This is a genomic window from Streptomyces sp. BBFR51 (assembly GCF_044591655.1).
Classification (GTDB): domain Bacteria; phylum Actinomycetota; class Actinomycetes; order Streptomycetales; family Streptomycetaceae; genus Streptomyces.
In genome coordinates this window covers 3,482,950-3,509,100 of sequence record NZ_CP172448.1, presented here as the reverse complement: position 1 = coordinate 3,509,100, position 26,151 = coordinate 3,482,950, and the positions used below count along the sequence as shown (strand labels likewise).

The following is a 26,151-nucleotide window of genomic DNA, read 5'->3' as shown; positions in this document are numbered from 1 at the left end:
GCACCGGCGGAGCCGGGGTCGGCGTGGCCGAGGTCAGGTGTGCTCGATCCGGCACAGGCAGAACGGATGCCCCGCCGGATCCGCGTACACCATGAAGTCCTTCTTCTCCCGGTCCTCCAGATCCAGCGGCCGGGCACCCAGCGCGAGCACCCTCTCGTGCGCCGCGTCCATCTCGGCCCAGGTCGATCCGCCGTCGAAGTCGAGGTGGAACTGCTGGGCGTTGCGGTCCGAGCGCGGCCACTCGGGCGGGGTGAGTCCCGGCGCCCGCTGGAAGGACAGCCGGGGCCCGCCGGACACGTCGAGCACCACCCAGTCCGGGTTCTCCTCGTCGGGGGTGCCGCCCCCGACGGCCGCGTAGAAGCGGGCCAGCTCGCGGGGCTCGGGACAGTCGACGACGACGGAACGGAAACGGGCCGCGGGTGCCATGGGGATCCTCCGAGTGCCGATGGGCCGGTCTCAGCAGGCGCAGAGGCAGAACGGGTGCCCGGCGGGGTCGGCGTAAACCCGGAAGGTACGGGTGCGGTCCTCCGCGTCCAGCGGCCTCGCGCCCAGCTCGAGGACGGCCTTCTCGGCCGCGTCCAGGTCCTTCACGGTGAGGTCGAGGTGGAACTGCTGCGAGTCGTCGGGCGTGGGCCACTTCGGCGCCACGAACCCGGGGGCGGCCTGGAACGCCAGGCCCGGCCCGCCCGGCACCTTCAGGTCGACCCAGTCGCCCTCCCCCTCGACGGTGCCGCCGAGCACGCCGGCGTAGAAACCGGCCAGTGCGCGGGGATCGGGACAGTCCAGGACGACGACACCCAGTTCGGCGACAGCCATGACTTCCTCCTTGAAGCACGCGGTCTGTGGTTACCAACAAAGGGCGGTAACCGGTAACGGTTACTGCATGCTGCCCTATTGGCGGTAACGTCGCAAGCATGAGTGAGAGATCGCCCGCACCGGGCGGCCTGGAGCTGGTCGAGGCCCTGGTGAACACACTGCTGGACATCGAGACGGGCGCCGACTCCCTGGACACCCCGGCGGGCCGGGCGCCGTTCGGCCTGACGGAGGACGAGGTGCCGGCCGCGCGCGAGCTGCGCGAGTCCCTGCGCGCCACGCTGCTCGCCCACGCCGGCCACCCACCCCACCGCGCGGTGACCCCGCTGGGCGAGCTGCTGGCCGCCGTCCCGCTCGTCGTCACCGTCGACCCGGCCGACGGCTCCGCCGCGCTCGCCCCCGCCCGCGACGGCTCCCTCGCCGCCCGCGTCGCCACCGCCGTCGCCGAGGCGCTGGTGGCCGGCACCTGGACCCGCTTCAAGGCGTGCGAGGCCGCCGACTGCCACTGGGCCTACTACGACCGCAGCCCGGCCGGACGCGGCCGCTGGTGCTCGATGCAGGTGTGCGGGGCCCGCGCGAAGATGCGGCGGTACCGGGCCAAGGAGGCGTAAACCACAAGGGGTTCACCGTCCGCCGCGCCGCCCGGTGGGGCAGAATGCCCACGACGCCGGTTCGGCCGACTGAGCCTCGGCCGAACCGGCGTCGCCTTCCGCGCCGTCAGGCGGTGGGGCGGCCCATCGCGCGGTACGTCCAGCCGGCCTTCCGCCAGAGCGCCGGGTCCAGGGCGTTGCGTCCGTCCAGGATCACCCGGGCCGCCGCGGCCTCGCCCAGCGCCTCCGGGTCCAGCTCGCGGAACTCCCGCCACTCCGTCAGGTGCAGGACGACGTCGGCGCCCCGCACCGCCTCCAGCGCGGAGTCGGCGTAGCCCAGCGTCGGGAAGAGCCGCCGCGCGTTCTCCATGCCCTTGGGGTCGTACACCGTCACCTGGGCGCCCTGGAGGTGCACCTGCCCGGCGACGTTCAGCGCGGGGGAGTCCCGTACGTCGTCCGAGTCGGGCTTGAAGGTGGCGCCGAGCACCGCGATCCGCTTGCCGAGGAAGGGGCCGCCGCCCAGCGCCTGCCGGGTCAGCTCCACCATCTGGCCACGCTGGCGCATGTTGATCGAGTCGATCTCGCGCAGGAAGGTCAGCGCCTGGTCCGCGCCCAGCTCACCGGCGCGCGCCATGAACGCCCGGATGTCCTTCGGCAGACAGCCGCCGCCGAAGCCGATCCCCGCCCGCAGGAACTTCCGGCCGATCCGGTCGTCGTACCCGATCGCCTCCGCCAGCTTGGCGACGTCGCCGCCGGCCGCCTCGCAGACCTCCGCCATCGCGTTGATGAAGGAGATCTTGGTGGCGAGGAAGGAGTTCGCCGCGGTCTTCACCAGCTCGGCCGTCGGGAAGTCCGTGACGATGAACGGCGAGCCCTCCGCGACCGGCGTCGCGTACACCTCGCGCAGCAGCTTCTCCGCCCGCTCACTGCGCACGCCGACCACGAGCCGGTCGGGGTGCAGCGTGTCCTTCACCGCGAAGCCCTCGCGCAGGAACTCCGGGTTCCAGGCCAGCTCGGCTTCGTCGCCGGCCGGCGCGTGCTCGGCGAGGTAGGCGGCCAGCCGGTCGGCGGAGCCCACGGGCACGGTCGACTTGCCGACGACCAGCGCCGGGCCGGTCAGATGCGGCGCCAGCGAGGCCAGCGCGGAGTCGACGTACGACATGTCGCAGGCGTACTCGCCGTGCTTCTGCGGGGTGTTCACGCACAGGAAGTGCACGTCGCCGAAGGCCGCGACCTCCGCGAAGTCGGTGGTGAAGCGCAGCCGTCCGCTGGAGCCCTCGATCCCCGCGACGTGCTTGTGGAGCAGCTCCTCGAGACCGGGCTCGTACATCGGGACCCGGCCCCGCTGGAGCATCTCGATCTTCTCGGGCACCACGTCGAGGCCCAGTACCTCGAAGCCCAGCTCCGCCATCGCCGCCGCGTGGGTCGCGCCGAGATAGCCGGTACCGATCACGGTGATCTTGAGGGCCATGGGTGCTCCAGAGGTGTACGGCAGGCGTGCGCGCCCGAGCATATCCGGGGCTTGGCGGAACGCTTCGGCGGGCAGGTTTCCCGCTGTCGTCAAGCTCACCTATCCACGAACGTGGATGGAGCCTAAAATTCGGAGTTACTTAACGGTAGTTAGCGTCAGTACGCAGTGTTTTGGAGCGTGAGAGACCTTGGCCGGATCGGCTGATTTCGACCTGTACCGCCCGTCCGAGGAGCACGACATGCTCCGGGACGCAGTCCGCTCGCTGGCCGAGGCGAAGATCGCGCCGTACGCCGCCGCGGTGGACGAGGAGGCCCGCTTCCCGCAGGAGGCGCTCGACGCCCTGACCGCGAACGACCTGCACGCGGTGCACGTGCCCGAGGAGTACGGCGGCGGCGGCGCCGACGCGCTCGCCACGGTCATCGTGATCGAGGAGGTGGCCCGGGTCTGCGCGTCCTCCTCCCTCATCCCGGCCGTGAACAAGCTCGGCTCCCTGCCGGTGATCCTCTCCGGCTCCGAGGAGCTGAAGAAGAAGTACATGACCCCGCTCGCCAAGGGCGACGGCATGTTCTCCTACTGCCTCTCCGAGCCCGACGCGGGCTCCGACGCGGCCGGCATGAAGACCAAGGCCGTCCGCGACGGCGACTTCTGGGTGCTCAACGGCGTCAAGCGCTGGATCACCAACGCCGGCGTCTCCGAGTACTACACGGTGATGGCCGTCACCGACCCGAGTAAGCGCTCCAAGGGCATCTCCGCCTTCGTCGTCGAGAAGTCCGACGAGGGCGTCTCCTTCGGTGCCCCGGAGAAGAAGCTCGGCATCAAGGGCTCCCCGACGCGCGAGGTCTACCTCGACAACGTCCGCATCCCCGCCGACCGCATGATCGGCGAGGAGGGCACCGGCTTCGCCACCGCGATGCAGACGCTGGACCACACCCGCATCACCATCGCCGCCCAGGCCCTCGGCATCGCCCAGGGCGCCCTCGACTACGCCAAGGGCTACGTCAAGGAGCGCAAGCAGTTCGGCAAGCCGATCGCCGACTTCCAGGGCATCCAGTTCATGCTCGCCGACATGGCCATGAAGATCGAGGCCGCCCGGCAGCTGACCTACGCGGCAGCCGCCAAGTCCCAGCGCGTCGCCGCCGGAGGTGGAGAAGGGGACCTCACCTTCCAGGGCGCCGCCGCCAAGTGCTTCGCCTCCGACGTGGCCATGGAGGTCACCACGGACGCGGTGCAGCTCCTCGGCGGCTACGGCTACACCCGTGACTACCCGGTGGAGCGCATGATGCGCGACGCCAAGATCACGCAGATCTACGAGGGCACCAACCAGGTCCAGCGCATCGTCATGGCGCGCAACCTGCCGTAACGGTTGGCCTGTTGACCGAGGGGCGCCCGTGTGCGGGGCGCCCCTCCCTCTTTGCGGACCCATTGTCAGTGGTGGGTGAGACGGTAGGAGCGTCGAGTCGGAAAGAGGGGGAGCTGCCTTGTCCGGAAGCCAGAACTACATCAACCACGTCGCTCTCGTGCTGGATGCCAGTTCGTCGATGCGCCGTCTGAGCGGCAAGGTCGTCGAAGTCGCCGACCAGCAGATCGCCTACCTGGCCCGCCGCTCGCAGGAACTGGACCAGGAGACCCGCGTCACGGTGTACGTCTTCGCCGACAAGGTGGAGTGCGTCATCTACGACAAGGACGTGCTGCGGATGCCCTCACTGAAGCAGATGTACCGGGTCGGCGGCATGACGGCGCTGCTGGCGGCCACGCTCAAGTCGCAGCGGGAGCTGGCGCAGACGGCTCAGCTGTACGGAGACCACAGCTTCCTGACGTTCGTCCTCACCGACGGGCAGGAGAACGTGAGCCATCGCAGCCCGGACGCCCCCGCCAGGGATCCGCGCGCACTGGTCGAGGCCGTGTCCCGGATGATCGAGACGCAGGAGGACAACTGGACGCTGGCCGTCCTGGTCCCGGACCAGATGGGCAAGCGCGAGGCCATGCAGTACGGCTTCCCGAAGGACAACATCGCCATCTGGGACGCCACGAGCACGCAGGGCCTCGAGGAGGCCGGACAGGTCATCCAGGAGGCCACCGAGAAGTTCATGGTGGGCCGGACCAAGGGCATCCGGGGCTCCCGGGCGGTGTTCTCCACGGGCGCGGACGCGGTCAACAGGGACACCATCAAGGCGGCCGGCCTCACCCCGGTGGACGCGGCGAAGTACGAGCTGGTCCCGGTGACCCGGGACGCGGCGATTCGGGAGTGGGTCGTCGAAAGCGGGCACACCTACCGCACCGGCGGTGCGTTCTACCAGCTGAGCAAGTCGGAGAAGGTCCAGCCGAAGAAGCAGATATCGGTGCTGGAGAAGAAGACCGACCGGGTGTACACCGGGCCCGAGGCCCGGGCCCTGCTCGGCCTGCCGGACGTGGAGGTCCGCATCAAGCCGGACCACAACGACGACTTCACGATCTTCGTGCAGAGCACCAGCGTGAACCGGAAGCTCGTACCGAACACACGGCTGCTGCTGATGCTCTGAAACGGCCCGTCGGTCGCCCGTCAGCCACCCGTCAGTCGTCGAAGCCCTCCGCCACCCGTCGCTCCCGCAGCTCCATGATCGCGCGGCGGCGGGCCAGACGGTGGGTGCGGCGGATCTGGGCCTCCTGGTAGCGGCGCCTGTCCTTCTCGGTCTCCGGGAGGACCGGCGGCACCGTGCGCGGCTTGCCGTCCGCGTCCACCGCGGCGAAGACCAGGTAGGCCGAGCCGACCTGGGTGGCCGGGGTGGACTCGTTCCAGCGCTCGGCCAGGACCCGGACACCGACCTCCATGGAGCTGCGCCCGGTCCAGTTGACCTGGGCCTTCACATGGACGAGGTCACCGACGCGGACCGGCTCGAGGAACGCCATCTCGTCCATCGACGCGGTGACGGCGGGTCCGCCGGAGTGCCGCCCGGCCACGGCGCCCGCCGCGTCGTCGACGAGCTTCATGATCACACCGCCGTGCACCGTGCCCAGAAGGTTGGTGTCGCTGTGCGTCATGATGTGACTGAGGGTGGTGCGGGACGCCGAAGTCGGCTTGCCCGGGATCTCCGGTGTCGCCGAGTACGCGGCCGAGGCCTGTTCTGCCTGGTCTGTCATGCCCTCCACCTTATGCGGGGGCGACATCCGCGTAATTTTGTGTCAGCTTCGCAACAGCGCTGCTCTGATTTTCCGACGACCCTTGTATCGCCCGCAGTGCGGACCTGCACACTGGTGCGCATGAATGATTGGCCCGAGGGATGGTCCGGTGACAACCGCGGCGGCCGGTACGGACGCGGCAGCGCGAGCGCACAGCCCGAGAGCGCGCGCGTGATGCGCCAGGTCCGCCGCGGCACGCCGCCGCCCGGCCCGGGCCAGTCCGCCCCGCCGTACGGCGCCGGAGTGCCGCAGCAGCCGTCGTACAGCGACGGCCGCGGCCACGGAGACGACGGGTACGACAGCGGCTACAACACCGGACAGGTCTACGGCGGTCAGGGCGGCCAGGGCCCCGGAGCCGGCGGCCCCGGCCGGCCCGCGCCGAACTGGCGCCGCCGGATCAAGTGGACCGCGATCACGGTGGTGACCGTGCTCGTCGTCACCACCGTCGGCACCTACTTCTGGGCCGACTCCAAGCTCAACCGCGAGGTCGACCTGTCCAAGGTCATCGAGCGGCCCGAGGCCGGCGAGGGCACGAACTACCTGATCGTCGGCTCCGACAGCCGCGAGGGCATGTCCAAGGACCAGATGAAGGACCTGCACACCGGTGACGCCGAGGGCAAGCGCACCGACTCGATGATGATCCTGCACACCGGGGACAACGGGTCGACACTGATCTCCCTGCCCCGCGACTCGGACGTGGAGATCCCGAGCTTCGTCGGCTCCGAGTCCGGCAAGACGTACAAGGGCACCGGCCGGCACACGAAGCTGAACGCCGCGTACGCCGAGGACGGCCCCGAGCTGCTGGTGCGCACCATCGAGCACAACACCGGGCTGCGCCTGGACCACTACGTGGAGATCGGCTTCGCCGGCTTCGCGAACATCGTGGACGCGGTCGGCGGCGTCGACATCGACGTCCCGCAGGACATCAAGGACAAGAAGTCGGGCGCCGACTTCAAGAAGGGCAAGCAGACCCTGAACGGCGAGGAGGCCCTCGCCTTCGTCCGCACCCGGTACGCGCTGCCCGGCTCCGACCTCGACCGGACGAAGAACCAGCAGAAGTTCCTGTCGGCGCTGGCGAGCCAGGTGGCCACCCCCTCGACGGTCCTCAACCCGTTCAAGCTGTACCCGACCATGGGCGCCGGCCTTGACTCCCTCATCGTCGACAAGGACATGGGCCTGTTCGACCTGGCGAGCATGTTCTGGGCGATGAAGAGCGTCAGCGGCGGCGACGGCACGTCGATGAACATGCCGATCTCGGGCAGCGTCGGCGGCAACCTCAAGTGGGACGACACGAAGGTGAAGAAGCTCGTCCAGGAGCTGAAGAACGACGAGCAGGTCACCGTCTCCGGCAACTGAGCCGGCGCCCGCTGCGTTCTCACTCCCCGCCGCAGGTCACCTCGTCGCCCCGCACCACGGTGCCCGACTCCTGCGGCGGGTCCGCCGGCTTCACCTTCACGACGCTCTTGAAGTCGGCGCCCGCGATCACCTTCAGCGTCGCCCCCTGTCCCTTGACCGGCTTCAGCTCGCTGCCGGGCAGGGCGGTGGCCAGGGACTTCGCCGACTGGTCCCAGCGGGGGTCGTAGGCGACGACGGTCCGCCCGACGGCGCGGTCGGTGGCGTTCCGCGGTGCCTTGGTGGTGCGGAACCCGGTCGCGGCCAGCGCGTCGTCCACCCGCTTGCCGAGCCCGGCCGTGCGGGTGCCGTTCTCCACCTGGACGCGGATCTGCTTCGGGTCCACCGGGACCCGTACCGGAGCCGGGCCCTTCGGCTTCGGCTTGTGCGCGGCCAGCGGCCTGTCCTCGCGCAGGGCGTCGAAGATCCGCTTCGACTTCGCGGGGTCCCACTTGAGGGTCGAGCCGACGCCCTTGACGGCGTAGCCCATCTGCCCGATCGGCACGGTGGTGAACTCGGAGGAGGACGGCGAGAAGTTCCGCATCGCCCGCCCGAGCGTCAGCAGCTCGTCGGTGCCGAAGCCCTGGTCGGCCCGGACCGAGCCGAGCACGGCCCGGGTGACGTCACGGAACTTCAGCGGGTTCAGCAGGATCCCGGAGGAGGTCGCCCGGTCGATCAGGGCGGCCAGGAAACGCTGCTGGCGCTTCATCCGGCTCAGGTCCGAGGCCCCGTCGAGGTGGCGGGCCCGCACGTACTGCAGCGCCTGCCCGCCCATCAGGGTGTGGGTGCCGGCCGGCAGGTCGAGTCCGGTGTAGCTGTCCTTGAGCGGCTGGACGGTGCAGATTTTCACACCGCCGAGGACGTCCACGGTCTTCATGAAGCTGGTGAAGTCGACCTCCAGATAGTGGTCGATCTTCACGCGGGTCATGTTCTCCACGGTGCGGATGGTCAGCTGCGGGCCGCCCTCGGCGTAGGCCGCGTTCAGCTTGAGCGGGTGCCCCTTGTGGTGTTCGCCGGTGGTGCGGTCGGTGTGCCCGGGCGTCTCGGCGTACGAGTCGCGCGGCAGGCTGACCACGCTCGCGCGCTCCCGGTCCTCCGAGATGTGCACGATCATGATGGTGTCGGTGCAGTGGCAGGGGGCGCCGCCCAGTCTGTACTTGCGCCGCTCCTGCTCGCTGATGCTGTCCCGGCCGTCGGTGCCGACCATCAGGACGTTCATGCCGTCGCCCGCCTGCGGCCGGTTCTTCATGTCCTTGAAGGCGTCGACCCGCGAGATGTCCGAGTCCAGGCTCGAAAGCACCGCGTGCCCGATCCCGGCGGAGGCGAGCACCACCACCGACAGCGCGGTCACCGTCCGCATGGCCCAGCGCGGCTTCTTCCGCCTTACGGGGGGCCTCGGCGGACGCCCGGACGGCCGGGGGCCGCCGCGCTGCGGCGGAGGCCCGCCCCGGGTGGTCGAGGCCGGAACCCGGGACGAGCGGGGCGGCGTGGGCAAGGTGACACCTCCGCGGGGGACGGGTCCTTGGGCGTGGACCGTGAGGCCGGACGTGGGATTCGTGAGCACCGTAGGCCCATACGATCTGCTGCCCGGGCCCGTGACCCCCGCGGCGCGCACCCGTGTCCCCCGTTCGCGGTAACGTGAGCACCGATGAACGCCAAGTCCGACGTGCGGCCGCCCGCCGTTTCCGTGATCATGCCCGTCCTCAACGAGGAGCGGCACCTGCGCGGCGCCGTCCGCGCCATCCTCGCCCAGGAGTACGCCGGCGAGATGGAGGTCGTGATCGCCGTCGGTCCCTCAGCGGACCGTACGGAAGAGATCGCCGCCGAACTCGTCCGCGAGGACCCCCGGGTCCACACCGTGCCGAACCCCACCGGCCGCACGCCCGCCGCGCTGAACGCCGCGATCAAGGCCTCCCGCCATCCCGTCGTCGTCCGCGTCGACGGCCACGGCATGCTGTCGCCGAACTACATCGCCACGGCCGTACGGCTCCTCGAGGAGACCGGCGCGCAGAACGTGGGCGGCATCATGCACGCCGAGGGCGAGAACGCCTGGGAGGACGCCGTCGCGGCCGCGATGACATCGAAGGTCGGCGTGGGCAACGCCGCCTTCCACACCGGTGGCCAGGCCGCGCCCGCCGAGACCGTCTACCTCGGCGTCTTCCGCCGCGAGGCGCTGGAGCGGCAGGGCGGCTACAACGAGGAGTTCATCCGCGCCCAGGACTGGGAGCTGAACTTCCGCATCCGTGAGGCCGGCGGTCTCATCTGGTTCTCGCCCGAGCTGAGGGTGTCCTACCGCCCCCGGCCCAGCGTGCGGGCGCTGGCCAAGCAGTACAAGGACTACGGCCGTTGGCGGCACGTCGTCGCCCGCTACCACTCCGGCTCCATCAACCTGCGCTACCTCGCCCCGCCGACCGCCGTGTGCGTGATCGCGGCCGGCGTCGTGGTGGGCGCCGCGCTGACCCCGTGGGGCTTCGTCGTGCCCGGCGGCTACCTGGCCGCGATCGTCGCCGGCTCGCTCCCCGCGGGCAAGGGGCTCGGGCTGAAGGCGCGGGCGCGGATCCCGGTGGCGCTGGCGACCATGCACATGTCCTGGGGCTGGGGCTTCCTGACCAGCCCCAAGTCGCTGGCCAGGAGGGTCATCGCCTCGCGGCGCCCGGCGGTCCAGCCGGACCAGGGAACCGCCGACGCCGCCGGGGCCCGCTGACGCGGCTCGGGGGCCGGTCCTCGGGTCCGGTCCTCGGGGCCGGGCTCAGGACCAGGTGAACGCCGGGCTCACGTGCATGCAGGCGCTGTCGTCGGCGCCGTTGAGGGCCTTGGCCGACTCCGGGGTGCTGTTGTCGGCCTCGGGCGCCCGGTACGCCGTGTCCTCGCGCCAGTCGGCGCCCACGACGAGCGTGACGCCCGAGACGTCGGTCGACCGCCGCACCGAACTCGCCGGGAGGCCCAGGGACTTGGCGACCCTCCACGCGTCGCCCTCCAGGTCGGCGCTCGGGTAGCGGACGACCGTACGGTCCTCGCTCGGCAGCACCGACGGGTCCGCGACGGCCTTGGCGAAGCCCTGCTCCACCAGGAGCCCGGCGACCGTGTTCGCGCGTCCGGGGGCCGTGCCGAGGTCGTCGGTGCGGGTGCCGTTGCGGACCTGGACGGCCATCTCGTCGTCGGGGGCCGCCGGGTCGGCCGGGGCCTTGGTCTCGGGCGCGGGCTCCGTCTTCCGCGCGTCCTTGCCGTCCAGCGCGATGTCCTCGCGCACCAGCCGGAACAGCTGCTCCGCGTCCTCGGTCGGCTCCACGCGCTCGCCCACGTACCGGTTGGGCATCGTGGTCATGGTGATGCGCTCGGGCTTCACCTTGCGCAGTTCGTCGCTGAGGTCGTACAGCTTCTTGACGGTGTCCAGGCCCGGGTCGACGGTGAGTGCCGCGGTGGCCTCCTCGGCGAGCCTGCGCAGCTTGTTCGGGCTGCTCAGGGTCGCGTTCTCGCGCAGCATCCGGACCATCGAGTTCAGGTACATGTGCTGGGCCTTCGACCGCGCCAGGTCGCTGCCGTCCTCGAAGCCGTACCGGGTGCGCAGCCACTGCAGGGCCTGCTCGCCCTTGACCGGGTGCGTGCCCTTCTCCAGCTTCAGGCCGGAGCCGTGGCCCTGGCTGTCGCGCGAGTGGATGTTGGCGTCCACGCAGACCGGGACGCCGCCGACGGCGTCGGCCATCGACACCACGCCCGCGAAGTCGACCATCACGAAGTGGTCGATGCGGATGCCGGTCAGCTCCTGCCAGGTGGCGACCGTGCAGCCGGGGCCGCCCCGTCCGAGGCTCTGGTTGGTCATCACCCGGCCCTCGCTCGCCGGATAGACCTCGCCGTCGTCCGGGTCGGTGCACTTGGGTATCTCGAGCAGGGTGTCGCGCGGCATGCTGACCACCGACATGTTGCTGCGGTCGGCGGACAGGTGCACCAGCATCTGCACGTCCGCCAGCGGCGTGGAGCCGAACGTCTCGCGGGCGCCGCCCAGTTGCTGGTTCTCCTCGCTGTCCCGGGCGTCCGAGCCGATGACGAGGATGTTCAGCGGGGTCTGCCCGGCCGCGTTCGGTGTCGGTGCGGCGATCTTGTTGTCGCCCAGGTTCAGGGCGTCCTTCTCTATGTTGTCGTTGAGGTGCTCGTAGTAGAGGTAACCGGCGCCCGCCGTGCCGGCCAGGACCGCGGCGAGCAGCACCGCGGTCCAGCGCAGCGCACGACGCCGTCGGCGCGGCCGGCGTCTGCCGGTCTCGTCCCCGCCGCCGGTGCCGTCCTTGCCGTCGTTACCGTCCCCGCCGTCGTTGACACCGTTGTCCTCGCCGTCCCCGACGGTGTCCTCCGCACGCTCGGGGGCGTCCGGTGCGCCCTCCCGCGTGTCGTCCCCCTGCACGCTGTTCCGCGTCACTTCCGCGTCCCTCCCCACCCCCGCGCCGCCCGCGGGCCCGTCGCCGTCCTGTGAGACGTACGACAGGCCCCTCAGGTCAACTGGCGCACAGCTTCTGGTCGGCCGTGGACTCGGTGTCCAGGTCCGGCTTCTTGACGGAGGCGGAGTCGAGCTTGACTCCGGCGCCCCTGAAGTCCCCGCCGAGGGTGAGGGTCATCGTGGGCAGGCCCTGGGAGTTGGTGACGCTCTCGCCGGGCTTCATGGCGGCGCCGGACAGGCCGAGGATCTCGGCGAGGGCGCGGGCCTGGTCGGCCTGGTCGGGGGAGTACTCCAGGGTGGTCTTGGCGATCTCGGCCGGGGCGTTGCCCGCGTTCTCCGACTTGGCGACCCCGGCATCCGTCTGGAGGTAGGCCAGCTCCTGCTGGGCGCTGCCCGCGGGGGCGCCGCCGTTCATGACGCGGACGCGGACCTCGGAGGGCTCGGACTTCTCGCCCTTGAGGCGGGCGGCGACGGCGGCCGACTCCTTCTTCTTTTTCTGCTTGACCTCGGTGAAGGAGATGTCGTTCTTGATCATGTCGAAGACCTGGGGGCCCTTGGCCTCGTTCACGACCACCGTCGCCTTGACCTTCTCGGCGGGGTTGTCGATCACCGGCACCGTGGTGAACGTGATGTTCTTCGTCGGCACCTTCTTCAGCTCCAGGGCCATGTCCTTGAGCGTGCCCACCTTGCCGATGGCCTTGTCCACGGTGAGGGCATTGGTCGCGGCCTCGGCGAGCTTCACCAGCTTGGTGGGGCTGGTGAGGGTGTCGCTGGAGGACATCTTGCGCATGAGCGAGCCCAGGAACTGCTGCTGCACCTTGATGCGGTCCAGGTCGCCCTCGTTGCCGAAGGCGTGCCGGGTACGGACGAAGGCGAGCGCCTGCTCGCCCTCGACCCTGGACTCGCCCGCGGGCAGCTTGAGGTGGGACTTCGGGTCGTCCACCGCGTGCTCCACGCAGACGTCGACCCCGTCGACCGCGGTGGTCAGCGTCTTGACCGCGTTGAAGTCGGCCATCATGAAGTGGTCGGGCTTGATGCCCGTCGTCTCCTTCACCGTGCGCATGGTGCAGCCCGCGTCCCGGCCCAGGTCGCCCAGGCTCTGGTTGAAGCGCACGCCCGAGGAGCCCTGGATGACCTTCTTCGTCCCGTCCTCCTGAGTAGTCTCGCACTCGGGGATGTCGACGATCAGGTCGCGGGGGATGCTGAGCGCGGTGGCGTTGGAGCGGTCCTTGGACACGTGCAGCAGGATGTTCGTGTCCGCGTGTCCGACGCTGCCCTTGTCGCCGTAGCCCTCGTTGCCCGCACCGGTGCGCTTGTCGGTGCCGATGATGAGGATGTTGAAGGCCTCGTCCTTCTTGAAGCTGCTGCTTCCGGCGGTGCCGACGTCCGTCGTCGAGACGTTGCCCTCGAGGTGCTTGAGGTAGACGTAGCCGCCGACACCCGCCACGAGGACGACGAACGCCATCGTGCCGCCGGTCCACAGCAGGACCCTCTTGCCCTTCGACTTCTTCTTCTCCGGGCGGCGTCCACGCCGGCCCGGCACCGGCTCCTCGGGCGCCGGACGGCGCCGCCGCTGGGGCGGCACCTCGCGGGGGGAGTCCGGGGTGGCCCTGCGGGGGCCGGGGACCGGCGACTGCGGTGCGGAGGGGGACAGTCGCAGTTCGTATTCACCGGTGCGTGGATTGAGTACCCACTGGTCTGCGGGATCGACGTCGTCTGCCCGCCCACGTCCTTGCGCGTCCACGGTCTCCCAATTCTCCGTCGGGGGCCACGCGGCACCTTCCCCTGAAGGCGCACGATAAAGGGTCAACAAGTGCACGACGCCAGGGCGGACCTCGCGGCAGGGGCACCGGAGCGCTCACACTATCCGCCCGGTTCGGCGTCGAACGACACTGGTGTCTCAATCGACACTCCTACAACAGGGCAATCCCTCCTATTTTCTTGAACTCCTACCATCGGTAGGGCTTGTAGACGTCCATGCACTTGCTGGCGTCCGAGCCGTTGAGGGCGTCGCTGGTCTCCGGCAGGTCTCCGGCCTCGGGTGTCTTCTGCTTCGGATAGGACGTGCCCGAGCGCCAGTCAGCTCCCACGACGAGCGTGATCCCCGACACGTCCGTGGACTTGCGCACCGCGTTCGCCGGAATTCCCAGCGCCTCGGCGACGCGCTGTGCGTCACCCGCCAACTCGGCCCCGGGATAGCGGATCACGGTCCTTTCCTCGGAGAGCGCGGCCGAGGTGTCCTTCGTCGCCTTGGCGAAGCCCTTGTCCACCAGCGTCCCGGTGACCGCGCCGGCGCGGCCCGTGACCGGACCGAGAGTGGCGGATCGGGTCGCGTTCTGGACGAGGACGCCGATCTCGGAGTCGGCGGCGGGCTCGTCGGAGGGCTTGTCGGTGCCGCCCTCCGCGGCGCCGTCGCCTCCGCCGGCGTCCTTGCCGGAGCCCTTCTTGTCCTTGCCGCCCTTGTCGTCGAAGGACACGTCGTCGCGGAGCATCGCCCACATCTTGTCGGCGTCGTCGGCCGGCAGCAGATGGTTCTGGTCCTGGGGGTCCTCGATCGTGGGGATCGTCGTCATGGTGATGCGGTCCGTGGGCACCGTCTTGAGCTGTGTTCCCAGGTCGTACAGCTTCTTGACCGTGCCGATCTCCTCGGAGACCGTCAGCGACTTCGTGGCGGCCTCGGCCAGGTCCATCAGCCGTCCGGCGTCCGTGAAGACGTTCTGGCCCTTCAGCGTGCGGATCATCGAGTTCATGTACATGTGCTGGGCCCGGGCCCGCAGCGGGTCGCTGCCCCAGGCGTGACGGGTGCGCAGCCACTTGAGCGCGTCCTCGCCCTGCACCTTGTGCCGGCCTTCCGTCATCTTCAGGCCCGAGCCGCCGGGCACGCCGGGCAGCGGGCGGTCCCACACGTTCTGGTTCACACACACCTCGACCCCGCCGACGGCGTCCGCCATCGAGACCACACCCGCGAAGTCGATGGTCATCCAGTGGTCGATGTAGACCCCGGTCAGGTTCTCCCAGGTCGCCAGGGTGCAGCCGGCGCCGCCCCGGCCCAGGGACTCGTTGATGATGGTGTTGGCCGCCGGGAACTTCTCGCCGGTGTCGGGGTTCTTGCACGCGGGGATGTCGACCCGGGTGTCACGGGGGATGCTCACCACCGCGGCGCTCTTGCGGTCCGCGGCCAGGTGGATCAGCATCTGTACGTCCGCCAGCGGCGGGTTGTCGCGGTGGTTCTTGCCGCCGCCCAGCGCCACGTTGGCGTCGGAGGCCCGGCTGTCCGAGCCCAGCAGCAGGATGTTCATGGGCGTCTGTCCGGCCGCGTTCGGCTCGGTCCGGTGCGCCTTGGAGTCGCCGCTGCTGCGCTCGCCCTTCTCGATGTTGCCGTTCAGGTGCCGGTAATAGAGGTATCCGGCGCCGGCCGTGCCGAGTATCAGGACCGCCAGGGTGGTCGCCGACCAGCGCAGCGCTCGGTGCCGGCGCCCGGCACGGCGCCGTTTGGAGCGTCTGCCGTTCCCGCCGGGCGGTCCTTGCCGCCCCGCCGTTCCCGTGCCGCCCTCGTCCCGGCCGCCGCCGCGCCTGCCCCGGGCATGCCGGACCGCGTCCGGTCGCGTTCCCTCCCCGCGCACACTGCTCTGCGTCATGTCCCTCTCCCACCCTCGGGCCCGCGAACGTGCCCCTGCACGCGACGTGTTCGCACAGTTGGACGTCCGAAGCCTCTCGTTGGCTGTACGGCCGCGCCGGTGGATTGTTCGCCGGTGGACCGTTCACCGATGGACTGTCGTACTGTCAGACGCGCGCGGGGCCCGTCAGGTCACTTCGCGCACTCGACCTTGTCCGCCGTGGACTTCTGAACCCCGTCGGGCGCCTTCCCGGAGGTGGCGTCGAGTTTGACTCCGGCGCCCTTGAAGTCCTTGCCGAGGGTGAGGGTCATCGTGGGCAGGCCCTGGGAGTTGGTGACGCTCTCGCCGGGCTTCATGGCGGCGCCGGACAGACCGAGGATCTCGGCGAGGGCGCGGGCCTGGTCGGCCTGGTCGGGGGAGTACTCCAGGGTGGTCTTGGCGATGTCGGCGGGGGCGTTGCCCGCGTTCTCCGACTTGGCGACGCCGGCCTCCGTCTGGAGGTAGGCCAGTTCCCGCTGGGCGCTGCCGGCCGAGGCGCCGCCGTTCATGACGCGGACGCGGATCTCGCCGGGCTCGGACTTCTCGCCCTCGAGGCGGGCGGCGACGGCGGCGTCCTCCTTCTTCTGCTTCTCCTTCTCCTTCTGCTTGACCTCGGTGAAGGAGACGTCGTTCTTGACCATGTCGAAGACCTGCTGGGCGGGCCCCTCCTTGAGGACGACGGTCACCGGCGTCTTCTCGGCCGGGTTGTCGATCACCGGCACCGTGGTGAAGGTCAGGTTCTTGGTGTTGAGCTTGCCCAGCTCGAGCCCGAGGTCCTTCAGCTTGCCGATGCTGTCCAGCTTGGAGTCGACGGTGAGCGCCTCGGTGCCCGCCTCGGCCAGCTTCACCATCTTCGTCGGGCTGGTGAGCGTGTCGTTGGACTTCAGCTTGCGCATCAGCGAGCTGAGGAACTGCTGCTGGATCTCGATGCGGCTCAGATCCCCGCCGAAGCCCACGGAGTGCCGGGTGCGTACGAAGGCGAGGGCCTGTTCGCCCTCGACGGTGTGCTTGCCCGCGGGGAGCTTCAGGTGCGAGTCGGGGTCGTCGATGTCCTTCGCCAGGCAGACCTCGACCCCTCCGACCGCCGAGGTCAGGGTCTTGACCGCGTTGAAGTCGGCCACCATGAAGTTGTCGGGCGTGACCCCGGTCAGCTCGGTGACGGTCCGCATGGTGCAGCTGGGCGTACGGCCGCTCTGGCCGAGGCTCGTGTTGAACCGGACGCCGGAGGAGCCCGGGATGACCTTCGTACTCCCGTCCTCCTGCGCGGTCGGGCAGTCGGGGACGTCGACGATCAGGTCGCGGGGGATGCTGAGCGCGGTGGCGTTGGAGCGGTCCTTGGCGACGTGCAGCAGGATCGTGGTGTCGGCGTGGCCGGCGCTGCCGGTGTCGCCGTAGCCGTCGTTGCCGGCGCCGGTGCGCTTGTCGGTGCCGATCAGCAGGATGTTGATCGCCTTGTCCTTCTGGAACCCACCGGTGCTCGCCCCGTCGTCGGAGACGGACTGGATGTTGTCGTTGAGGTGTTCCAGATAGAGGTATCCGGCCGCGCCGACGGCGAGGACGACGAACGCCATCGTGCCGCCGGTCCACAGCAGGATCTTCTTGCCCTTCGACTTCTTCTTCGCGGGCCGCCGGCGATCGCGCCGTCCCGGCGGCGGTTCCTCGGGCGTCGCACGGCGCCGGCGCGGCGCGGGAACCTCCCGCTCCGGAGCCGGGGCGGGCGTGGCGCGGCGCTGGCCGGGGACCGGTGATTGCGGTGCGGAAGGGGACAGTCGCAGTTCGTATTCGCCGGTGTCCGGATTGAGTACCCACTGGTCTGCGGGGTCGATGTCTTCCGCCCGCCCACGGCCTTGCGCGTCCACGGTTGTCCGAATCCTCCGTCGGGGCCACGCGGCGCCCTCCCCTCAGGGCGCCCGGTCTCGCTCAACTCGCACCGGATCGCTCACACTAACCGTCCCGTTCGGCGCGGGGGGATGGCAGTGACACATTCCACGAACCTTACAACTGGGCAATCCGGCCCATTTCTTGGACAACTGTCCGTTCTTTCGGGTCTCCCTTGCGCACGCCTTGCCCCGTCTTGGAATGCGCTTTACCCGCAGATGTCCTCCGCGGCGGTGTTCCCGCTGAACGTCGGCGCCGGGGAATCGGCGTCGCCGGGTTCCCCGGGAATTGCCGAAGCGCCCTCCGAGTCCCGCGAGGACGCGGCGATCGCCACGGGTTCGTCCGTCCGCAGGCGGGTGAAGAGCTTCTCGGCGTCGGGCTGCACGAGCTGGTCGCGATTGGCGTCGCCCGTGTACGACTCACGGGGGACGGTCAGGAATTGCACGCGCTCGGTGGGAATCCCCCGCAGCCCGCGCACAAGGTCGTACAAACCACGCAGACTCGCCAGATCCGGGTCCGTGGTGAGAGACGACGTGGCGGCGTCCAGAACGGGATACAGCTTCACCGGATTCAGCAGCACGTCATTGCTCTGCACCTTGTTCACGAGCGCCCCGAGAAAACGCTGCTGCCGGTCCATGCGGTCGGTGTCGCTGCCGTCACCGAGCGACTTCCGTGCGCGGACGTAACCGAGCGCCTGCTCCCCGTCGAGGGTCACCCGGCCCGCGGGCAGTTTCAGTTCGGCGTCCTTGTCGTCGACGGGCTTTCGCAGGCAGACCTCGACGCCGTCGAGCGCGTCGACCATCTCCTTGAAGCCCTGGAAGTCGACGACCACGTGGTGGTCGATCCGGATGCCGGTCAGCTTCTCCACGGTACGGATCGAGCACGCCGAGCCGCCGGCCTCGAAGGCGTAGTTGAACTGCTCGAACACCGGCTCGGTGCGGGACCCGTCCGGGCGGTGGCAGCCGGGCACCTTCACCATGAGGTCGCGGGGGAGGGAGACCGCGGTGGCGCTGTCCCGGCCCGCGGCCAGGTGCAGCAGGATCGTGGTGTCCGACCGCTCGGTCCCGGAGTCCCGCCCGTAACGCGCGTTGCCGTCCCCGGACCGCGAGTCCGACCCGATCAGCAGTACGTTCTGCGCGCCGCGCACCAGGGAGGTGGGCCGCTCCTTCTCGTACCGGGCGAGTTCGGCCGCCGCCGCCTCGTCCGCCGTGATGTTGCCGTTCAGCTTGGCGTACACCGCCCACCCGACGCCCACGGCACCCGCGGCCAGTACGACGACCACGCCCGAGGCCAGCCACAGCCGCCGCCTCCGACGCCGGCGCCGCAGACCGCCCCCGGTCGCGGACGCCCCGTGCTCCGGACGCCCGTCGCCCCCACCGGAGGCCGCAGTGCCCGCGTCATCGCCCACGTATCCCTCCGTCCACGCTCCTACGACCATGCCCCGAACAAACACGGGACGGAGACCGCACCTGAGCCAAACGGGTCACGCCGGCTCAAGGTCTGCCCCCACCGCAGCCTGCGGGCAGTCGTGCCTCCCCCAGTGCCTGAACGGCCTGGGAGGTACCCCCAGGCGGCACGGGTGGGCGCAGGCGGCACCCCGCCAGCGCCGGGCCACCGCCCCCATCCCGCGTCGACACCGACGCCGGGTGGCGAATCAGTGCAGGGCCGCCGCCCCCATCCCGCGTCGACACCGACGCCGGGTGGCGAATCAATGCCGGGTCACCGCCCCGACCCCGCGTCGACACCGACGCCGGGTGGCGAAGCACCGCCGGGGCACGAGCCCACCCCGCCCCTCACCTCAACCCCGCGAACCAACCCCCCCCGGGACACCTCACCGCGCTGTAGTCGAAACCCGCTCCGCCTCGATCCGCTGGTCCACCACACCCGCCCCGGCCAGCTCCAGGTTCCGGCACAGCACCACCGACCCCCCGCTAGCGAGTGGCCCGTACAACCCCGCGCTCAGCCCCTCCCACGTGTCGTACGGCAACCCCGACAGAATCCGCGCCCCCGGCCCCGTGAGCCCCAGCCCCGACGCCTCCGCCCGAGCCCGCTCCACGACCTCCGCGCCGCTGAACTCCCGCCCGGCCACGATCAGCGCCGGCTCCTCCGGGTCCACCGGCGCGTACGGCACGAACCGGTCTCCCTGCCCCGGCACCTCCACCGCGTAATCGGCGAAGCCCTCCGGCGGCGCCGGCGCGAACCGCCCCCCGAGCGGCCGCAGCGCCAGCGCGAGCCGCGGACCCGAGCACGCCCGCGCCGCCTCCAGTGACTCGGGCTCCGGACCGCTCACGACCACGTCCGCCGACCCCGGATCGCCCGCCACGTCGGCGACGACGCCCACCGACGCGCACGCCAGCAGCCACACCGCCGTCTGCCAGTGCGCGGGCAGCAGCAGCGCGACCCGGTCGCCGGGTTCGACGGACAGTTCGTCCTGGAGCAGGTTCGCCGTCTTGGCCACCCAATTGGCGAAGGTGGCCACGGACAGTTCGACGCGTTCGCCGGTGGCGTCGTCGTAGAAGGTCACCAGGGGGCGTACCGGGTCCGCGTCGAGCGCGGAACTGAGCAGGTCGGCAGGGGTGCGGTCGGTCGCGTTCATCCGCGCAAGGGTACGCGGGCCGGGCGGCGCGCACCGAGCGGACGGCGTACCGCACCACCACCGGATCGGACCAAAACACCCTACGGCCCGTCAGATTCCAAATGGACATATTTGTCTGACGATGTTCAGTATCAGGGGCATGCGTGGATTCCTTGCTTCCTCGATCGGTGTCACGTGCGCGGCGGCCCTGGCCCTCCCGCTCGCCCCGCCCGCGGCGGCCGCCACCTCCTCGCCCCCACCCACGACCGGTGCAACGGCTACGACAACCGCTGAGGCACGGGCCGAGGCCCACGCCTTGGGCGGCACGCAGTCGCTGCCCCTCGCCCCCCTCGCCCGCGACCGGGCACCCGGCGCCGCCGAACAGGGCCTGCCCCGCCGGGACGTACGGCACTTCTCCCTCGTCGGCGTCATCTGGGACAACCCCGCCACCCGACTCCACGGCCGCGTCGAGGTCCGTACCCGCGCCACCGCCACCGGCACCTGGTCCGGGTGGCAGGAGCTGGAGACCCACAACGCCGACCACGCCGCCGACCCCGGCACCCCCGAGAGCACCTCGGGCCGGGTCCGCGGCGCCACCGCACCGCTGTGGGTGGGCGAGTCCGACGGCGTGGAGGTACGGGTACGGGCGGAGAACGGCCCCGAGACCACCCGTACCGTCCCGGCCGCCTCCCGGCTCCCCACCGGCCTGCGCCTCGAACTCATCGACCCCGGCGAGGGCGCGCCGCCCCCGGTCCCGGGACCGGGGGAGGGGTCCCGCACCACCGCGACGAGCGGCGTCACCGAGCTCCCGGCCCTGAGCCGCGCGCAGACCGCGGCCGAACTCCCCGCGGGGCAGAAGGCCAAGCCGTACGTCGGCGCCCGCCCGAGCATCACCACGCGCCGCGGCTGGGGCGCCGACGAGAAGCTGCGCGAGAAGAAGTTCGTGTACACGAAGAAGGTCAAGGCGGCCTTCGTGCACCACTCGGCCACCGGCAACAACTACCGCTGCTCACAGGCGCCGTCAGTCATTCGCAGTATCTACCGCTACCACGTCAACAGCATGGGCTGGCGTGACCTGGGCTACAACTTCCTCGTCGACAAGTGCGGAAAGATCTACGAGGGCCGGGCCGGTGGCGTGTCCAAGGCGGTACTGGGCGCCCACACCCTGGGGTTCAACTCCAACAGCATGGGCATCGCCGTACTCGGCACCTACGGCTCGAAGAAGCCGTCGGCGGCCGCCGTGAAGGCCATCGCCCGGCTCACCGCGTGGAAGGTCGGGCTCTACGGCATGAATCCGCGCGGGAAGACATCCCTGAAGTCCGGGGGTGGCAACCTCTACCGAAAAGGTAAGAAGGTACGACTGAACGTCATCTCCGGTCATCGCGACGGCTTCGCCACGAGCTGCCCCGGCAGGAAGCTCTACGGCAAGCTCGGCTCGACCCGTTCGAAGGCGGCGAAGTACCAGGGCCGCTGAGGGCGGAACACCGCACGGTCATCGAAGGCGCCACGGAACGGTCTGCATACACTGGCCGGCCGAAAGACAGTTCGGCCGGTCCCGGCAGGAAGCAGAGACGACGGTGACAGAAGCGATCCTCCTGGTCGGCGGCAAGGGCACGCGGCTGCGCCCCCTCACGGTGTACACGCCCAAGCCCATGGTCCGGGCGGCCGGAGTACCGTTCCTCACGCATCAGCTGGCGCGGGCGAAGGCGGCCGGCGTCGAGCACATCGTGCTCGCGACGAGCTACCTGGCCGAGGTCTTCGAACCGTACTTCGGCGACGGCTCGGCACTGGGCCTGCACCTCGAGTACGTCACGGAGGAGGAGCCGCTCGGCACCGGCGGCGCGATCCGCAACGTCGCCTCCCGGCTGCACTCGGGCCCCGACGAGCCGGTCCTGATCTTCAACGGCGACATCCTGACCGGCCTCGACATCGGCGCGCTGGTCCGCACCCACGAGACGACGGGCGCCGACGTCTCGCTGCACCTGACGCAGGTGACCGACCCGAGGGCGTACGGGCTGGTCCCCACGGACGACACGGGCAGGGTGCTCGCCTTCCTCGAGAAGCCCCAGACCCCCGAGGAGATCGTCACCGACCAGATCAACGCGGGCGCCTACGTCTTCCGCCGCTCGGTCATCGACTCGATCCCGGCGGGGCGCCCCGTCTCGGTCGAACGCGAGACCTTCCCCGAACTCCTCGCCACCGGTGCGCACCTCCAGGGCATGGTCGACTCCACCTACTGGCTGGACCTCGGCACCCCGGCGGCCTTCGTACGCGGCTCGGCCGACCTGGTCCTGGGCCGCGCCCCCTCCCCGGCGATACCGGGCCGCTGCGGCGACCGCCTCGTCCTGCCCACGGCGCGGGTCGCGCCGGACGCCAAGCTGGCCGGCGGCACGGTGGTCGGCGAGGGTGCCTTCGTGGCGGAGGGTGCGCGCGTCTTCGGCAGCACGATCCTGCCGGGCGCCGTCATCGAGCCGGGCGCCGTGATCACCGACTCGCTCATCGGCACCCGCGCCCGCGTAGGCACCCGCTCGATCCTCGCCGACACGGTCATCGGCGACGGCGCCGTCATCGGCGCCGACAACGAACTCCGCTCCGGCGCCCGCATCTGGTGCGACGCCCACATCCCCCCAGCATCCCTGCGCTTCTCACCGGACGCGTAGCTAAGCTGCGGGCAGTCGTGCCTCCCCCAGTGCCTGAACGGCCTGGGAGGTACCCCCAGGCGGCACGTGGGCGCAGCGGCACCCCGTAGCGCCGGGCGCGCGACCCCACCCCCACGCACGCACCCCGGCCGACCGGGGAACGCCGGCCCACCTACAACCGCTCAATCCCCCGCGGAGCCATCCGCGGCGCCCGCCGCCCCGGCACCCGCCCACTCAACAACACCAACCGAGCCGCCCGATGCCGCTGCCCCGCATACGGCTCCAGCAACCGCAGCATCTCGGCGTCGTCCGCATACCGGTCCCCGCCCAGCGCGAACCCCACGATCCCCGGCAGATGCAGATCCCCCACCGTCACCGCGTCCGGCGCCCCGTGACTGCGCTGCACGGTCTCCGCGGACGTCCACGGCCCCACCCCCGGCACGACCTCCAGCCGCTCCTGCGCAGCCGCCGGCTCCATCCCCGCCGCCTCCTCGAGCCGCGCAGCGACCCGCACGGCCCGCAGGATCGTCGCCGCCCGCTTGTAGTCCACCCCGGCCAGATGCCACTCCCAGGACGGGATCAGCGCCCACGTCCTGGCCGCCGGCATCACGGACATCCGCCCGGGCGCGGGCCCCGGCGCCGGCTCCCCGAACTTCCGCACGAGCAGCCGCCACGCCTGGTACGCCTCCAGCGTCGTGACCTTCTGCTCCAGGACCGAGGGGATCAACGACTCCAGCACCAGCCCGGTCCGCGTCAGCCGCAGCCCCGGCCGCCGATGCCGCGTCACCGCCAGCAGCCGGTGCCTCGGCACGAACGCGGAGGGATCGTCGTCGGCGCCCAGCAGCCGCGGCAGCCGCTCCAGCAGCCACTCCGCCCCCGGCCCCCAGGCCTCGCCCCGCACCTCACCGCCGCGCGCGGTGACCCGCAGCGTGCCCGGCCCGCCGGGCGTCCGGCTGGCCCGCCACACCGACCCGTCCGGCATCGTCCGGAACGTCGGATCGCCCGGCCCGCGCCGCAGCGGCCCGAGCACCAGGCCCAGGTCCAGCGGCCCGTCCGGCACCCACACCCGTGCCTTGCCCGGCGCGGCGGCCTGCCGCGGCACGCCGGTCTCCCCGCCGCGCACCGTGGTGCGCGCGGGCCGGGGAGCGAAACGTCCTGCCACGAGCGAGGTCCTTGGGAGGGGGAGGAAAGAGAGTGCCCAACGACAAAGAGGGAGCCCTCCCAGGAAAAGAGAGAGCCCTACGAGAGTAGAGGCCTCACCGCACCTCGATGAACGCCCCCGCGTCCCGCTCCGGACGTGCCTTCGGCTCTTCCGCCGGATGCCCGACCGCCACCGCCCCCATCGGATCCCAGTCGCCCGGCAGCCCCAGCACCTCCCGCACGACGTCCCGGCAGAACATCGTCGAGGACACCCACGCGGAACCCAGCCGCTCCCCGGCGAGCGCGACGAGCAGGTTCTGCACGCCCGCACCGGTGGCGACCACGAACATCTCCCGCTCGGCCCCGTCGCGCCGCGCGTCCCCGTACGTGTGCGAGCCGTCCATCACCAGGCAGGGAACGACGAGGTAGGGCGCGTTGCGCAGGACGTCGCCGCGCCGCACGCGCTTGGCGACGGACTCCTCGCTCTTGCCGTCCCGCCGCAGGTCCGTGATCCAGGCGTCCCGCATCGCGTCCAGCAGCCGGGTGCGGGCGTCCTCGGACTCCAGGAGCACGAAGCGCCACGGCGTCGTGTGGTGCGGCGCCGGCGCGGTCACGGCCGCGGCCACCGCCCGGCGCACGGCACCCGGATCGACCGGCTCGTCGGTGAAGGCCCGTACCGTACGCCGCTGGGTGACCGCCTGGCGTACCGCCTCCGAGGTGCCGAGGCGGAACATGTCGTCGCGCGCGCCGCGCAGCATGGCCCGCGCGCCCTCGCCGTCGTCCTCGGCGACCACCTGGGGCAGCCCGCGCACGACGGCGACGGGCAGGCCCGCGGCCTTGCCCTTGACCAGGTCGCCCGCGGCGGCCAGCTCGTCGGCCGTGGCGACGACGGTGGCGCCGAGCGGATTGCCGTGCGCGTCCGTGCCGCCGCGCAGGTCGTCGAGGACCCGCACGCCGGCGGCGCCGATCGCCACGTCCGTCAGCCCCGCCCGCCAGGGCCGTCCGAAGGTGTCGGTGACGACCACGCCGACGTCCACGCCCAGCGTGTCGCGGAGTCCCTCACGGACGGCGCGCGCGGACGCGTCGGGGTCCTCGGGGAGCAGCAGTACGGTCCCGGACGGGGTGTTGGAGGCGTCGACCCCGGCCGCCGCCATGACCAGACCCTGACGGTTCTCCACGATGCGCAGCGGGCCGCGCCGGGCCACCACCCGTACGGTCTCCGCGTCGATCGCGGCCTCACGGTCGGTGGCCCGGACGACACGGCCCTCGGCCTTGGACACGATCTTGGACGTGACGAGCAGCACGTCCCCGTCGGCCAGCGCGGGCTCGGCCGCCGCGATCAGCTTGGCGAGGTCGTCGCCGACCTGCACCTCGGGCAGGCCCGGCAGGGCCCACACCCGGTAGCCCGCGCGGTGGGCGGGAGCGTCGTCGCGCGTCTCGTCGCTCACGCCTCCCGCACCTCCTCCGCCAGCGTCAGCGCCTCCCGGGCCATCTGCGCCGTGGCGTCGAGGTCGCTCATCAGCAGCGGTACGGCGCGGCAGAGGATGCCGGCCGCCTTCACGCGGGTGACGGCGTCGGCGTCGACGGTGTCGACCAGCCAGCCGTCGAGCAGGCCCGAGCCGTAGTGCTCGGCGACCGCGGCTGCCGTGGACTCCACGCCGACCGCGGCGAGCACCTTGTCGGCCATGCCGCGCACGGGCGCGTCGCCGACGATCGGGGACAGGCCCACCACGGGCACCCCGGCGTCGGCGATCGCCTCGCGGATGCCGGGCACGGCGAGGATCGTGCCGACGGACACGACCGGGTTGGAGGGCGGGAAGAGGATCACGTCCGCCTCCGCGATGGCCTCCAGCACGCCGGGCGCCGGCTTGGACTGCTCGGCGCCGACCGGCACGACCGCCTCGGCGGGGACGGAGGCGCGCAGGCGTACCCAGTACTCCTGGAAGTGGACCGCTTTGCGCTCCCCCTCCAACTCGACGGCGACGTGTGTCTCCACGCGGTCGTCGGTCATCGGGATCAGCCGCACCCCGGGCTTCCAGCGGTCGCACAGCGCCTGCGTCACCGCGCTGAGCGGAAAACCCGCGGTGATCATCTGCGTCCGCACGATGTGCGTGGCGAAGTCCCGGTCGCCGAGGCCGAACCACTCGGGGCCGACGCCGTACGCCGCCAGCTCCTCCTTGAGATGGAAGGTCTCGTCGGCCCGCCCCCAGCCCTGCTCCTCGTTGATGCCGCCGCCGAGGGTGTACATCACCGTGTCGAGGTCTGGGCAGACCTTCAGCCCGAAGAGGTGGATGTCGTCCCCGGTGTTGCCGATGACCGTGACGTCCGCGTCCGGCGCGGCCTGCTTGAGACCACGCAGGAACCGGGCACCGCCGATGCCGCCTGCCAGAACCACAATGCGCATGGCCCCAG

The 26,151-nt window shown here is 71.1% G+C and carries 21 protein-coding genes; 7 read left to right on the top strand and 14 right to left on the bottom strand.

Features of this window, described 5'->3' with window-relative positions:
- Window positions 1-33: 33 nt before the first annotated feature.
- On the bottom strand, window positions 34-426 hold the full coding sequence (locus ACGH7X_RS15845) for a VOC family protein (RefSeq protein WP_399885850.1): 393 nt from the start codon (window positions 424-426) through the stop codon (window positions 34-36).
- 30 nt (window positions 427-456) lie between these two features.
- Window positions 457-816: a VOC family protein gene (locus tag ACGH7X_RS15840; protein ID WP_399885848.1), complete on the bottom strand. Its 360-nt coding sequence runs from the start codon at window positions 814-816 to the stop codon at window positions 457-459.
- A gap of 98 nt (window positions 817-914) precedes the next feature.
- Here ACGH7X_RS15840 and ACGH7X_RS15835 point away from each other — a divergent pair, with 98 nt between their 5' ends.
- Window positions 915-1,424, top strand: a complete 510-nt coding sequence (locus tag ACGH7X_RS15835; RefSeq protein WP_399885846.1) for a CGNR zinc finger domain-containing protein — start codon at window positions 915-917, stop codon at window positions 1,422-1,424.
- 106 nt (window positions 1,425-1,530) lie between these two features.
- Here the strand turns inward: ACGH7X_RS15835 and ACGH7X_RS15830 are convergent, their stop codons facing one another.
- Window positions 1,531-2,874, bottom strand: coding sequence for a UDP-glucose dehydrogenase family protein (locus ACGH7X_RS15830; protein ID WP_399885844.1), 1,344 nt, complete (start codon window positions 2,872-2,874; stop codon window positions 1,531-1,533).
- Window positions 2,875-3,061: 187 nt separating this feature from the next.
- Between ACGH7X_RS15830 and ACGH7X_RS15825 the strand changes: the two genes are divergently transcribed.
- Together ACGH7X_RS15825 and ACGH7X_RS15820 are read left to right on the top strand one after the other, a co-directional pair.
- Window positions 3,062-4,234, top strand: a complete 1,173-nt coding sequence (locus ACGH7X_RS15825; protein ID WP_399885842.1) for an acyl-CoA dehydrogenase — start codon at window positions 3,062-3,064, stop codon at window positions 4,232-4,234.
- Between the two features lie 118 nt (window positions 4,235-4,352).
- Window positions 4,353-5,393 carry a vWA domain-containing protein gene (locus ACGH7X_RS15820; protein WP_399885840.1) on the top strand — a complete coding sequence of 347 codons (1,041 nt, stop codon included), beginning with the start codon at window positions 4,353-4,355 and terminating at the stop codon, window positions 5,391-5,393.
- A 31-nt stretch (window positions 5,394-5,424) separates the two neighbouring features.
- On the opposite strand, the gene ACGH7X_RS15815 is transcribed toward ACGH7X_RS15820, so the two are convergent.
- Window positions 5,425-5,991 (bottom strand): acyl-CoA thioesterase, encoded by a 567-nt coding sequence (locus ACGH7X_RS15815; RefSeq protein ID WP_399885839.1) that lies wholly within the window; start codon window positions 5,989-5,991, stop codon window positions 5,425-5,427.
- A 120-nt stretch (window positions 5,992-6,111) separates the two neighbouring features.
- Between ACGH7X_RS15815 and ACGH7X_RS15810 the strand changes: the two genes are divergently transcribed.
- Window positions 6,112-7,386, top strand: coding sequence for an LCP family protein (locus tag ACGH7X_RS15810; protein ID WP_399885837.1), 1,275 nt, complete (start codon window positions 6,112-6,114; stop codon window positions 7,384-7,386).
- Between the two features lie 19 nt (window positions 7,387-7,405).
- Here the strand turns inward: ACGH7X_RS15810 and ACGH7X_RS15805 are convergent, their stop codons facing one another.
- Window positions 7,406-8,782, bottom strand: a complete 1,377-nt coding sequence (locus ACGH7X_RS15805; protein WP_399885835.1) for an LCP family protein — start codon at window positions 8,780-8,782, stop codon at window positions 7,406-7,408.
- A gap of 288 nt (window positions 8,783-9,070) precedes the next feature.
- On the opposite strand from ACGH7X_RS15805, the gene ACGH7X_RS15800 reads away from it, so the two are divergent.
- Window positions 9,071-10,126, top strand: a complete 1,056-nt coding sequence (locus ACGH7X_RS15800; protein WP_399885833.1) for a glycosyltransferase family 2 protein — start codon at window positions 9,071-9,073, stop codon at window positions 10,124-10,126.
- Between the two features lie 45 nt (window positions 10,127-10,171).
- Here ACGH7X_RS15800 and ACGH7X_RS15795 read toward each other — a convergent pair whose 3' ends face one another.
- The 6 genes from ACGH7X_RS15795 to ACGH7X_RS15770 all read right to left on the bottom strand — a co-directional run bounded on the left by ACGH7X_RS15795 (window position 10,172) and on the right by ACGH7X_RS15770 (window position 19,981).
- On the bottom strand, window positions 10,172-11,833 hold the full coding sequence (locus ACGH7X_RS15795) for an LCP family protein (RefSeq protein WP_399885831.1): 1,662 nt from the start codon (window positions 11,831-11,833) through the stop codon (window positions 10,172-10,174).
- A 76-nt stretch (window positions 11,834-11,909) separates the two neighbouring features.
- On the bottom strand, window positions 11,910-13,595 hold the full coding sequence (locus ACGH7X_RS15790) for an LCP family protein (RefSeq protein WP_399885829.1): 1,686 nt from the start codon (window positions 13,593-13,595) through the stop codon (window positions 11,910-11,912).
- Window positions 13,596-13,800: 205 nt separating this feature from the next.
- Complete coding sequence (locus ACGH7X_RS15785) at window positions 13,801-15,489, bottom strand: LCP family protein (protein ID WP_399885827.1); 1,689 nt, start codon at window positions 15,487-15,489, stop codon at window positions 13,801-13,803.
- A gap of 170 nt (window positions 15,490-15,659) precedes the next feature.
- Window positions 15,660-17,366, bottom strand: coding sequence for an LCP family protein (locus tag ACGH7X_RS15780; RefSeq protein WP_399885825.1), 1,707 nt, complete (start codon window positions 17,364-17,366; stop codon window positions 15,660-15,662).
- Between the two features lie 227 nt (window positions 17,367-17,593).
- Window positions 17,594-18,793: an LCP family protein gene (locus ACGH7X_RS15775; protein WP_399885823.1), complete on the bottom strand. Its 1,200-nt coding sequence runs from the start codon at window positions 18,791-18,793 to the stop codon at window positions 17,594-17,596.
- Between the two features lie 423 nt (window positions 18,794-19,216).
- Entirely contained in the window at window positions 19,217-19,981 is a 765-nt protein-coding gene (locus tag ACGH7X_RS15770; RefSeq protein ID WP_399885821.1) for a TIGR03089 family protein, read from the bottom strand.
- 139 nt (window positions 19,982-20,120) lie between these two features.
- Between ACGH7X_RS15770 and ACGH7X_RS15765 the strand changes: the two genes are divergently transcribed.
- Together ACGH7X_RS15765 and ACGH7X_RS15760 are read left to right on the top strand one after the other, a co-directional pair.
- Window positions 20,121-21,434 carry a peptidoglycan recognition protein gene (locus tag ACGH7X_RS15765; RefSeq protein WP_399885819.1) on the top strand — a complete coding sequence of 438 codons (1,314 nt, stop codon included), beginning with the start codon at window positions 20,121-20,123 and terminating at the stop codon, window positions 21,432-21,434.
- 103 nt (window positions 21,435-21,537) lie between these two features.
- Window positions 21,538-22,620: a sugar phosphate nucleotidyltransferase gene (locus ACGH7X_RS15760; RefSeq protein WP_399885817.1), complete on the top strand. Its 1,083-nt coding sequence runs from the start codon at window positions 21,538-21,540 to the stop codon at window positions 22,618-22,620.
- A gap of 151 nt (window positions 22,621-22,771) precedes the next feature.
- Here the strand turns inward: ACGH7X_RS15760 and ACGH7X_RS15755 are convergent, their stop codons facing one another.
- The 3 genes from ACGH7X_RS15755 to cofD form a co-directional block, all read right to left on the bottom strand.
- A complete protein-coding gene (locus ACGH7X_RS15755) occupies window positions 22,772-23,761 on the bottom strand; it encodes a DNA-3-methyladenine glycosylase family protein (RefSeq protein ID WP_399885815.1) in 990 nt (329 codons plus the stop codon).
- A gap of 94 nt (window positions 23,762-23,855) precedes the next feature.
- Window positions 23,856-25,187 carry a coenzyme F420-0:L-glutamate ligase gene (locus ACGH7X_RS15750; protein WP_399885813.1) on the bottom strand — a complete coding sequence of 444 codons (1,332 nt, stop codon included), beginning with the start codon at window positions 25,185-25,187 and terminating at the stop codon, window positions 23,856-23,858.
- Window positions 25,184-26,143, bottom strand: a complete 960-nt coding sequence (gene cofD / locus ACGH7X_RS15745) for a 2-phospho-L-lactate transferase (protein WP_399885811.1) — start codon at window positions 26,141-26,143, stop codon at window positions 25,184-25,186. Before cofD ends, ACGH7X_RS15750 begins: the two co-directional genes overlap by 4 nt.
- Window positions 26,144-26,151 lie beyond the last annotated feature (8 nt).